The organism is Lysinibacillus sp. (assembly GCF_032093475.1).
Classification (GTDB): Bacteria; Bacillota; Bacilli; order Bacillales_A; family Planococcaceae; genus Lysinibacillus; species Lysinibacillus irui.
Window position 1 is genome coordinate 1 of the sequence record NZ_DAMDAY010000139.1, and the last position, 11685, is coordinate 11685.

11 protein-coding genes and 1 tRNA gene are annotated in these 11685 nt (G+C 38.9%); 7 read left to right on the forward strand and 5 right to left on the reverse strand.

Annotation, left to right across the window (positions count from 1 at the left end):
• Window positions 1-55 precede the first annotated feature (55 nt).
• Window positions 56-127, forward strand: a tRNA-Glu gene (locus RT445_RS20755).
• Window positions 128-259: 132 nt separating this feature from the next.
• On the opposite strand, the gene RT445_RS20760 is transcribed toward RT445_RS20755, so the two are convergent.
• The 3 genes from RT445_RS20760 to RT445_RS20770 are packed head-to-tail and all read right to left on the reverse strand — an operon-like array spanning window position 260 to window position 3129.
• Complete coding sequence (locus RT445_RS20760) at window positions 260-1057, reverse strand: ABC transporter ATP-binding protein (RefSeq protein WP_274794194.1); 798 nt, start codon at window positions 1055-1057, stop codon at window positions 260-262.
• Window positions 1058-1072: 15 nt separating this feature from the next.
• Complete coding sequence (locus tag RT445_RS20765; RefSeq protein WP_274794193.1) at window positions 1073-2128, reverse strand: FecCD family ABC transporter permease; 1056 nt, start codon at window positions 2126-2128, stop codon at window positions 1073-1075.
• The gene (locus RT445_RS20770; protein ID WP_274794192.1) at window positions 2125-3129 is read right to left on the reverse strand and encodes a FecCD family ABC transporter permease; all 1005 of its coding nucleotides are present in this window, start codon (window positions 3127-3129) and stop codon (window positions 2125-2127) included. Before RT445_RS20770 ends, RT445_RS20765 begins: the two co-directional genes overlap by 4 nt.
• A 138-nt stretch (window positions 3130-3267) precedes the next feature.
• Here RT445_RS20770 and RT445_RS20775 point away from each other — a divergent pair, with 138 nt between their 5' ends.
• Window positions 3268-4263 carry an ABC transporter substrate-binding protein gene (locus RT445_RS20775; RefSeq protein WP_274794191.1) on the forward strand — a complete coding sequence of 332 codons (996 nt, stop codon included), beginning with the start codon at window positions 3268-3270 and terminating at the stop codon, window positions 4261-4263.
• Window positions 4264-4465: 202 nt separating this feature from the next.
• On the opposite strand, the gene RT445_RS20780 is transcribed toward RT445_RS20775, so the two are convergent.
• On the reverse strand, window positions 4466-5782 hold the full coding sequence (locus tag RT445_RS20780; RefSeq protein ID WP_312506647.1) for a trypsin-like peptidase domain-containing protein: 1317 nt from the start codon (window positions 5780-5782) through the stop codon (window positions 4466-4468).
• A gap of 179 nt (window positions 5783-5961) precedes the next feature.
• On the opposite strand from RT445_RS20780, the gene RT445_RS20785 reads away from it, so the two are divergent.
• The 3 genes from RT445_RS20785 (at window position 5962) to RT445_RS20795 (ending at window position 8220) form a co-directional block, all read left to right on the forward strand.
• Window positions 5962-6723: a MerR family transcriptional regulator gene (locus RT445_RS20785; RefSeq protein ID WP_274794189.1), complete on the forward strand. Its 762-nt coding sequence runs from the start codon at window positions 5962-5964 to the stop codon at window positions 6721-6723.
• Between the two features lie 73 nt (window positions 6724-6796).
• The gene (locus RT445_RS20790; protein ID WP_312506646.1) at window positions 6797-7246 is read left to right on the forward strand and encodes a TraR/DksA C4-type zinc finger protein; all 450 of its coding nucleotides are present in this window, start codon (window positions 6797-6799) and stop codon (window positions 7244-7246) included.
• Between the two features lie 47 nt (window positions 7247-7293).
• On the forward strand, window positions 7294-8220 hold the full coding sequence (locus RT445_RS20795; RefSeq protein WP_312506645.1) for a dipeptidase: 927 nt from the start codon (window positions 7294-7296) through the stop codon (window positions 8218-8220).
• 14 nt (window positions 8221-8234) lie between these two features.
• Here RT445_RS20795 and RT445_RS20800 read toward each other — a convergent pair whose 3' ends face one another.
• Window positions 8235-9155 (reverse strand): 1,4-dihydroxy-2-naphthoate polyprenyltransferase, encoded by a 921-nt coding sequence (locus RT445_RS20800; RefSeq protein ID WP_312506644.1) that lies wholly within the window; start codon window positions 9153-9155, stop codon window positions 8235-8237.
• Window positions 9156-9403: 248 nt separating this feature from the next.
• On the opposite strand from RT445_RS20800, the gene RT445_RS20805 reads away from it, so the two are divergent.
• The gene (locus RT445_RS20805; RefSeq protein ID WP_274794185.1) at window positions 9404-10789 is read left to right on the forward strand and encodes an isochorismate synthase; all 1386 of its coding nucleotides are present in this window, start codon (window positions 9404-9406) and stop codon (window positions 10787-10789) included.
• The coding region (gene menD, locus RT445_RS20810) for a 2-succinyl-5-enolpyruvyl-6-hydroxy-3-cyclohexene-1-carboxylic-acid synthase (protein ID WP_313471471.1) at window positions 10782-11685 on the forward strand (904 nt) is incomplete at its 3' end. The genes RT445_RS20805 and menD, both read left to right, overlap by 8 nt.

An 11685-nucleotide genomic window follows, 5' to 3' on the forward strand; every position in this document is an offset into this window, starting at 1 on the left:
AGCACCTGACTGTTAATCAGGTTGTCGCAGGTTCGAGTCCTGCCTTCGGAGCCATGGCCCCTTGGTCAAGTGGTTAAGACACCGCCCTTTCACGGCGGTAACACGGGTTCGAATCCCGTACGGGTCATACTAAGTGCAGTAGATGAATTTCATCTACTGCACTTTTTAATTTTAGTCATAGATTTATAATATAGCTACCATAAGTTAAAGCCTACACAGGATAGTTTAATCTGTGTAGGCTTTTAATTTTACTAAGAAGCTATGAAATTCTACGTCCTTTTCCATATGGAATGCATAGAGGTGTACCAAATATTGGATCTGTCGTCATTTGGCAATCAAGGTCAAACACATGACTAACTAAATCAGTTGTCATAATTTCTTCTGGTTTACCTTGACGATAGACACCACGATCACGGACAGTAATAATATGATCGGCATAGCGACATGCGAGATTAATATCATGTAATACCATAATAATCGTTCGCTTTTGCTGTTGGTTTAACTCGTACAATAAATCTAAAACCTCTATCTGATGAGTTAAATCTAAGTATGTCGTAGGCTCGTCCAAAAGAATAATATCCGTATCTTGAGCAAGCGTCATAGCAATCCAAGCACGTTGACGTTGTCCTCCTGATAGCTCATCCACTGGTCTATCTTGTAAATGCTCTGTGCCTGTTGCTCTTAAGGCATTTAATACGATTTCTTCATCCTTTTCCGTCCACTGTTGACGCCAGCTTTGGTAAGGATAGCGACCTTGCTTCACAAGCTGTAGGACAGTTAGGCCTTCTGGTGCAACAGGGGATTGGGGAAGAATCGAAAGATTTCTAGCCACCTGCTTTGTTGATAATTTAAAAATATCCTCTCCATCTAATAGAACGGAGCCTTTTTTAGGTTTTAATAATCGAGCGATGGAGCGTAGGAGTGTGGATTTACCACAGCCATTCGCTCCAATTAATACAGTAATTTCATTCAAAGGGATAGATAAATTGAGATCTTCGATAATATTGGAATCACCATAACTTAATGTAAGGGATTTGGTTAATAACGATTCAGTCATGTAGTATAGACTCCTTTATTTATTAGGATTTCTAAATAGTAAATAGATAAAATAGGGAGCACCAATGGCAGCGGTAAAGACACCAGCGGGTACTTCTAACGGGCTAAAAGCAGTACGACCAATAATATCTGCTATCATCACAAGCAATGCTCCGATTGCTGCAGATGCTGGAATAAGTACACCGAATGATGAACCAACAATGCGTCGTGCAATATGAGGTGCCATTAATCCTACAAATCCAATGGCGCCAGCAAATGCTATAGCACTCGCTACTAGACTGGAACATAATAGGATTAAGTAAAGGCGTGTTTTTTGAACAGATTGCCCTAGGCTTGACGCTGTATCATCACCTAGTTCTTGAACATTTAACTGTCGTGTAATAAAGAATGTAATAAGTAGTAGAACGATGATCAATGGTACAACGATTTGTACTTGATCCCAATCTGCACTTTTGACACTACCCGTAATCCATTTATTCGCTTCACTTGCTTGATAAATTGGCCCGATAATCATTAACATGGTAGTAATAGCTTGCATAAAAGCTGACACGCTAATACCGATTAAGACAAGACGATTTGGTGTGACACCATCTTTCCAAGCAAATAGATAGACAATACATCCGACAACAGTAGCTCCTATAAAGCCTGCTAATGGTAACCATTCTATACTAACTGTTAAAGAGTGATTAGAATCACTGAAAATAGCTAAGAATCCAACAACTGCTGCACCACCACCAGCTGATATCCCGATAATATCAGGTGAGGCAAGTGGATTTTTTACGATTCCTTGTAAAATGGCACCTGCTACGGCTAACGCCATTCCAGCAAAGGCAGCAATGAAAATCCGAGGCATTCGGAAATCAATAATGATTAGCTGATCAAAATCTGACCCGTAACCAAGAAAAGCTTGTAAAACCTTTAATGGATTGATGAAAGAATCACCAAATGATGCACTAAAAAAGAAAACAGCAACTGCTAGTAGACTAATCACCATTAATTTTTTTGCAGCTTGTACATCTAATAAAAAAGAAAATTTTTGTTGAAGTAAACGAATTGTTTTTACATGTTTCATTTATTTTTTCCACCTTTTCGCGCAAGGTAAATAAAGAATGGTGTGCCAATCATAGCCGTCATAACTCCTACTGGAACTTCTTGGGGCATAATAATATAACGAGCCGCAACATCAGCCAGCAATAAAAGAATCCCTCCAAGTAACGCAGCCATAGGAATAAGCCATCGATGATCAGTGCCGACAAACTTTCGCGCAAAATGGGGAACGACAATGCCAATAAAACCAATGGGACCAGCAATCGCAACAGCGCCACCTGCTAAAAAAATAACGATAAGTCCTACTAAGATTTTCATCAGCCCTAATCGTAATCCTAATCCTCTTGCTACATCATCTCCAAGAGCAAGAATATTCATTTTGGAAGAAATAATGAGTGCTGCTATCCATCCGATTACTAAATAAGGAAGAACAGAAAGTAGAATTTCAAGTTTTCTACCCTGTACAGAGCCAGCTAACCAAAACAATACTTGATCGAGTTCAGCTTCATTAGTAGCGAGTAAACCTTGTGTAAATGAAGCAAAAAGTGCACTAATGGCAGCCCCTGCTAAAGTGATTTTCACGGGAGTAACAGCATCCCTACCTGAAAAACTAATCGCATAAACGGATAAAGCAGCGATTGCTGCACCTAGAAATGCGATCCATGCAAAAGATTGCAGGCTGGAAATATGGAAAAAAATCATGGCAAAGACAACAGCAAAGCCTGCACCTGCATTGATACCCAAGATTCCTGGAGAGGCTAATGGATTTTTTGTTAAGGTTTGCATAAGCACGCCTGTAATAGCTAACGAAGCACCAACACAGCTGGCTATAAGTGCTCTTGGAATACGAACATTTTGAATAATAATATGCTCATTTGAATTGTTAAATTGTATAAAAGATTCATAGGTCGTTTGAATAGAAGTATTCGCATAACCGTAAACAATACTAATCCCCATACAAAGAAGTAAGAGAACAACCCCTACTAGTAAAGCCATTATCTTGGAATAATTATTTTTTAATATCATATTGAACTATACTCTTTTCTAAAAAATTACTAAATTAATGATTGACATTAATAGATACATACAATACGATTAATATCGATCTTAGATGAAAGTGATTTTCATTCTCGTCTAATATGCCTAAACATTTTATCATATACAATGGAGGAAGAAAAGGTGCAAAAAGCATTTCAAAAACTATTAGTTTTGCTAGCTGTTATGGCTATTTTTGTGCTAGCAGCATGTGGCGATTCTAAAGATACTACCAAAGATGAGAAATCAAAAGAAAGCAATGCATACAGTGTCGAACATGCAATGGGTACAACTGAAGTAAAAGATACACCAAAGCGTATCGTTGTTTTAACAAATGAAGGAACAGAAGCATTATTAGCACTAGGAATTAAACCAGTAGGTGCAGTACAATCTTGGACAGGCGATCCATGGTATGATCACATTAAGGATCAAATGGACGGTGTGGAAGTTGTCGGTATCGAACATGAAATTAATATCGAAAAAATCGCTTCTTTAAAGCCAGATTTAATCATCGGTAATAAATTACGACAAGAAAAAGATTATGCGAAGCTTAGCAAAATTGCGCCAACTGTGTTTTCAGACACATTACGTGGTGATTGGAAAGAGAACTTTAAATTATACGCAAAAGCAGTAAATCAAGAAACAAAGGGACAAGAGGTGCTAAAAGCCTACGAAGATAAGTTACTAGCGCTGAAAGAAAAGCTTGGAGAACAAACAAACCAAGAAGTTTCATTTGTACGCTTTATGGCAGATAAATCTCGTATCTATTACACAGATTCATTCTCAGGCGTTATTTTTGATGCTTTAGGATTTAAACGTGTGCCAGCACAAGCAGATTTATTTAAAGATAATGCAAAATTAGGTAACTTAGCGATTGAAGTAGGAAAAGAAGCAATTCCTCAAATGGATGGGGATGTTATTTTCTACTTCACGTACATGCCAACAGGTGATGATTCAGCATTATCAACTGAACAGGAGTGGACACAAGATCCACTTTGGAAAAACCTAACGGCTGTTCAAAAAGGCAATGCACATAAAGTAGATGATGTTATTTGGAATACTGCTGGAGGCATTTTAGCAGCCAACATTATGCTAGATCAAGTGGAAGAAATTTTTGTTAAATAATTAATCATTAAACTATACATTCATCGGCATTAGATGAATGTATAGTTTTTTTATTTCTTATAAAAAATGATAGACGAAGAAGTTGATCATGAAGGGAAAATTTGAGGTAGTAAGTGCAAGAAAAAGTGTCTAACCTTTGAGACACTTTAAAAGCATTCCGATTGATTGTTTTTTTCCTTGTTTTCGAATGACAAAGAAATTATTAGTGAATGGTAATGTGAGAAATTTTAAAAGCACCGTAATCATCTGTTATAACTGTATAGGTTTTATAGCGATCATAGAATTGGTAATTCCCTTGTGCATCATAAAAATCAAATGTTTCATTCATATCCACGAAATATTGACCATTTGAATATTGTACATCTAGCACTTCATTATTAGTAAAATAGAAGTAATGTCCTTGATAGGCAATTTCATTAATATATTTCTCTAGTTCTTGATAAGCTGAACTGTCAGGTGCAAGCATATCAATAATCCAATAAAAATCACCTTCATTCAGTGCCATCTCGTAATAGAGACGGAATGCTTGCACGAATTGCCCTGCTAGCAAAGCATCTGTTTCGTTAGTGGATTTTGTTTCAATAGTGGATTGTTGACTACTTTCATAAACATTCGCAACAGCACGAACCTCATTTGCAGAAAGTGGTTTAGCAACCCATCCTTCAAATTGGTAAAGCATACTGTAAAGAGGGATGGAGAAGGCAAAGTTAGTACTTGTTTCAGTTGTGTAAAGTAGAGAATTAATCCCTATGACATTGCCTGTATTGACATCAACCAATGGGCCACCGCTACTCCCCTTATCAATTTGTGCATCTACCTGATAAATTTGCTTATAAATAAAGTTTTCAAGCTTCATGTCCCGTTTATTGCCTGTTATATAGCCAATAGATGCTGAATTTTCAAAGCCTTGTGGACTACCAAATGCAATAACCTCTAATCCAATAGGTGATTCGGTTGTTTCAATTCCCAACGGTTGTGTGTCTTGATAGCTAGGTGCATGAATTAAAGCAATGTCGTAGCGGTCTGATATACCGATAACCGTTCCTGGTGATTCTTGACCATTGGCATTACGAAGCGTGACATCCACTTCTCCTTGAACAACATGTGCATTTGTAATAACATAACCACCCTTTTTATACAGGAAGCCAGAACCTTGACTATTGTTACTGAGGACCGTGAATACCTTTTGTTGAATTTCCTTTATTAGGGTGACACGATCAACCTGCTGTGCATGAGCTTCTTGTTTTTTTGTGAGTTCTTCAGAGGAAACTTGCTGTGTATTTACCTGTTGCTTATCATTTACTTCTGAGTAAGTAGTAGTTTGATTCTTTTTATCAGTGAAAAAGTCCCAATATGCATAACCTAGTCCACCGATGGCAAGAAAGCAGACCGATAATACAATAATTGCCCCTGTTGGGATACCTTGTTTTGATAATGATGAATTCATAAGTTTACTGCCACAATCAGAGCAAAATTTGCTGTCTGAAAGATTCTCATGCTGACAATTTGGACACTTCATCCTATCACGCTCCTGTGAAATATTTACTATTCATATCGGCAAGTAAAAATTGCTTTATAGGTATTTATGGAATTATATGAACTGAAAGGATGAATATGGTTTAGAAAATTTATTTTCATTTTGCTATTGACCTTAACGTTGCGTCAAAGTTTACAGTAGCATTAGTGGGAGGTGACAACATGGAATATACAATTCAAGAGCTAGCCCAAATGTCGGGAGTTAGTACGAGAACATTACGCTATTATGATGAAATTGGGCTGCTGAAGCCAGCTAGAACCAATGAGGCAGGCTATCGATTTTATGGCCAATATGAAATTGATATGCTACAGCAGATTTTATTTTATCGTGCATTGGATATGAAGCTAGCAACGATTCAGGCCATTATTCAGGCGCCTAACTTTCAACATGCCGAGGCGCTAAAAACACATAGAGCTGCTTTGCTTCAACGCAAGGAGCAGCTTGAAACCATCTTGCAGACAGTAGAAAAAACAATACAATCCATTGAGGAGGAACGACCAATGTCAAATGAAGAAAAATTTAAAGGTTTTAAAGAAAAGTTAATCGAGGATAATGAAAAGCAATATGGCCAAGAAATTCGCGCCAAATATGGAGATGAAACAGTGGATGCTTCGAATGCTAAGCTGATGAATATGACAGAACAACAATATCAAGCAATGCAGCAGTTAGAGCAGCAAATGTTTGAGCGTTTAGCAGAAGCAATGGAGCTTGGTGATGCTACAAGTGACTTGGCGATGGAAGTAGCTGAGTTGCATAAACGCTGGCTGAGCTTTACGTGGAAGGAATATTCAACAGAGGCACATGCTGGGCTAGCTCAAATGTATATCTCGGATGAACGTTTTACTGCTTACTATGATGAGCGAAGTGCGACGGGAGCAGCACAATTTTTACATGATGCGATTATAGCTTATACGAGGAAATAAAAGCATCCTTATTGCTGACATGTTTTAGAAATCGTAAATGAGGAAAATATGAAGGCATGAGGAGGGGATTTTTATGGATCAACAAGTTATGCAAAAATTTAAAAGACAACTAGAGCAAGAATTACAAACAATAGAACAACGAATAAAGGAATCGGAGCGACCACAAGCGACAGAGCTATCGAATTATGATAATCATCCAGCTGATAATGCTAGTGATTTAACGGATCAACTTACAGAAATGGCTATTGATGAACATCGCGGTGATAATGCAGAGGAAATAAAAGAAGCCCTTCAAGCAATGGCTGACGGCACATACGGCAAATGTGCGGTATGTGGTAAAGAGCTTCCAATTGGTCGTTTAGAGGCAATGCCGCAAGCTCTGACCTGTGTCGAGCATGCGGAAAAGAAAGAAGACAATTTACGACCAGTGGAAGAAGATATTCTTTCTTCAATGCCAAAGTCAGATGATTTTATTGAGCTTGAGGAATTTGGCTCTTCCGATACGCCACAGGATAAAATTTAGTCTGTTTTTCCTCATGGAAGCAGTATAATAACTGTAGAGGTGAGGATATGAAGATTATTGATTTACATTGTGATGCGCTTTTAAAGTTAACTACTCTTGAATCGGCAAATTTTGCTGAGGATGGGCGTTTACATGCCAATCAAAAAAGATTGCAATTAGGGCAAGTAGAGGCTCAAGTGTTCGCCATTTTTATAGACCCGCAAATCCCACAAAATCTTCAATTTCTTGAGGTCATGCGTCAAATCGAAGCATTTCATACCCATGTATTACAAACAGAGGGCATGGTGCATATTACAGATTGGGCACAGTTAGACCATTTAGCTCCACATGAAATAGGAGCTATATTAAGTTTAGAGGGCTGTAGTGCAATTGGAGAAGATCTAGCAAAGCTGACAGCAGTACTCGATACGGGCGTAAAATTAGTCGGCTTAACATGGAATGAAGAGAATGCTGTTGCACATGGAGCTGAGCAGGATGCAAGTCTTGGTTTGAAGCCATTTGGTAAAGAGGTCATACAATTACTAAATAAACGGGATATTATTATTGATGTCTCCCATTTAAATGAACAAAGCTTTTGGGATGTGTTGCCATTAGCGAAGCATATTATTGCAAGTCATAGTAATGCTCGTGCACTCTGTGACCACCCACGTAATTTAACAGATGCACAGGCAAAGGCACTTGTAGAACATGGGGGACATATCCATGTTGTTTATTTTCCACTCTTCATTAATCGAGATGCAACACTAGATCATCTAGTCGATCATGTGGAGCATTTAGCAAAGCTAGTTGGTGTAGAGCATATAGGGCTAGGCTCAGATTTTGATGGTATTGATCGGACTGTCAATGGCTTAGCACATGCGGGAGAAGCGCAAAATTTATTAGAGGCATTACGAGCACGTTTTTCAGACGAGGAAGTGCATGGTATTGCAAGTCAAAACTTCAGACGTTATGTAAAAAAAGCAGCAACCCGTTAAGGCTGCCGCATCTTTTAATAAAAGAAATAATGAATTAATAAACCGATTCCTAATAGGAAGCCGAAGAATGTATTGGTTTGCGCTGTATATTTCATCGCAGGCATCACTTCTTTGGCTTCTTTTTTGTCTCGGAAAATTTGAATGGCACGTAATGGTTTCGGAATGCTCAGGAAGATAATTAATGCCCAAAAAGTAATGCCATCAACTGCTACAAGGGCAATGACCCATAAATACGAGACGATAAAAAAGCCAGATAACACAGAAATGGCATTATCACGTCCTACTAAAATAGCTAAAGTTTTTCTTCCACCTTCTGTATCACCCACAATATCACGGATATTATTGGATAACATAATGGCTCCGACTAAAATCATACTTGGTACAGACAGCAACACAGCATCGAGTGTCACTGTAAGCGTTTGAATATAGAAGGCAATTAACACAATTCCCATGCCCATTACTGCTCCAGAGACAATCTCTCCAAATGGGGAATAGGCTATTGGGTATGGTCCTCCTGTATATAAGAAACCAATAAGCATACAAACAAGGCCTACAGCTGCTAACCACCAAGATGTTGAGGCACATATGTAAATGCCAAGAAGCATGGCAATAGCATAAAAGCTTAGTGCAATCATCATAATTGTTTTTGGCTGTACTCCATGACGGACGATGGTTCCGCCAATCCCAACAGAATGCTCGTTATCTAATCCTAATTTGTAATCGTAATATTCATTGAACATATTCGTTGCTGCTTGGATAAGCATACTTGCAATGAGCATAGCAAAAAATAGTCCAAAATCAATTGTTTCTTGTTCAATTGCTAGAGCAATTGCTGTTCCTAGGAATACTGGAACGAATGAAGCGGTTAAAGTATGTGGACGCGTTAAATGCCACCAAACTTTAAAACCCCTATCAGCTTCAATGACTTTGGTCATAAGGTCTTTCTCTCCTTCAAATGTTGTCGACTCTTTCTATTTTAAACGAAGATTGAGAAAATGGGTAGGTTCACAGCTTATTACATACTGTTAAATGAAAAAAAGTGATACAATAGAACATGCATTTATGAACTGAAAATAAAAATAGGGTATTAGCAACAGTAAGAATGACACTGTTGCCAACCAAAAAATGATGTGTTTGATTCATCATTTTAATTATGTACATTGCAACAACGGAGGTAATTTTCATGCAACAGAAGTGGTACCAAGCCACAGAAGTAGAAGTGGACTATTTGGGCCAAAGCCTTCATTTTTATATGGAAACAATTGAAGTAAGTCGCTTATCTCCACTTGCATTTTATGCGGCAGGTGAGGAGCGTTATAAAGGTGAACGATTTTATTGGCAAAATAGAGAAAAAACAATGACATTAGTAGGGCTGGGACATGCCCATACCATTCAAAACAATGCAAAAAATGAGCGTTTTGATGCTGTAGAAGCGGAGTGGAAGAACTTAACGAAAAACTGTCAAAAGGGACAAAGCGAGCTACAGCCCATTTTATTTGGTGGTTTTACATTTGATCCACAAAATAATGTCGATGGGGAATGGACGGATTTCCCAGAGGCTTATTTTGCACTAGCAACGTTTCAACTTGTAATCCGTGATGATAAAGCTTACGTAAGTATTCATCTTTTAACACAAGATCAGCAGGCGGAGAGTAAGCTAGAAGCTCTAAGGAAAGAGCGAGATCATTTAATTCACGCAGCGCAGGTTAAAGAAGTGAAAACGTATACAAAACCTGAAATTACAAGTTATTTTGAGCCATATAAGGAGCCCTATTTAGCCTCAATCGACCAAGTGACAGCATTAATTAAGCAGAAGAAGGCAGATAAGGTGGTTATTGCTCGCTCACTTGCCTTGCAATTTAAAGAATCTGTATCTGCACCTCAAGTGCTTTCTCAAATAATTCATGAGCAGCCAGAAAGCTATCTATTTGGTTTAGAGCATAAGGATCTATTATTTTTTGGAGCCTCGCCTGAACGCCTTGTTAAGGTAGAAGAAGGCCGTGCGTTTTCGTCTTGTGTTGCTGGCTCAATTAAACGAGGAAAAACAGCAGAAGAAGATGAAGCGTATGGACAAAGTTTACTAAATGACCCAAAAAACGGTGGAGAACATCAATATGTTGTGGATATGATTGCGGACACATTCCGCAAAAATTGTGTGAACATGACGGTACCTGACAAACCTCGCCTATTAAAAATACGAGACATCCAACATCTATATACACCTGTAGAAGGTCAGTTAAATGAGGATGCTACAATCTTACAGCTTACAAAATCTTTACATCCCACACCCGCTTTAGGGGGAGTACCACGTAAAGAAGCGTTGGCAGCCATCCGTAAATATGAGCCTATGAATCGTGGTTTGTATGCAGCACCAATTGGTTGGTTAGACGCAGAGGGTAATGGCGAATTTGCAGTCGCGATCCGCTCGGCTGCATTACTAGGCGATAAAGCTTATTTATATGCAGGCGGAGGGATTGTAGCAGATTCAGAACCACAATCTGAATATGAAGAAACATTAGTAAAATTCCGTCCAATGCTTCGCGCGCTAGGGGGACAATTACATGAGTGAACGGAAAATATTAACAGATTATGTTTATCAAATGGTCGCATCGCTAGTACAAGCGGGTGTTGAAAATGTGGTAGTCAGTCCAGGATCACGTTCAACACCACTTGCCTATGCTGTTGCATCTACAAATCAAGTAAAAATGTATCGTCAAGTAGATGAGCGCTCGGCTGCATTCTTTGCGTTAGGTCTAGCGAAGGCCACAGCTAAGCCTGTTGTTCTATTATGTACATCAGGTACAGCTGCAGCAAACTATTTTCCTGCAATTGTGGAGGCAAGCTATGCACGTGTTCCACTGATTGTCATAACAGCTGACCGTCCTCATGAATTACGAGAGGTCGGCGCACCACAGGCCATCAATCAGCCTAATTTATATGGTTCCCATGTAAAATGGAGTGTTGATTTTCCGTTAGCAGATGGTGCTGATCCAACATTACCTTTTATTGAGCGTCATCTTGCCCGTGCTGTAGCTATTGCAACGAGTGCGCCTTTTGGTCCAGTACATATCAATGTACCTTTCCGAGAGCCTTTATTAATTGATTTTCGAAATGAACTACCAACAGCGACGTTCAAGCACAGCAGTATGGGACAGCTAATCCCAACAACTGCCGATCAACAGGAGCTCTCCTCTATTTTACAATCGACGAAGAGAGGCTTTGTTATTATAGGTGAGCTAGCTCTTGGCACGGATTTAGCCATCGTTTGGGAGTTTGTGCGTCAGCTAAAGTGGCCAGTAATTGTTGAGAGTTTATCGAATATGCGGGCATCCGTACCAGAGGATTGCTTACCATATATTGTGACTACCTACGATGCCATTATGAAAAGTGATGACTTCAAAGCACTGGTGCAACCAGATACAGTTATACGCTTAGGGGCACAGCCTGTCTCGAAGTTTATCATGC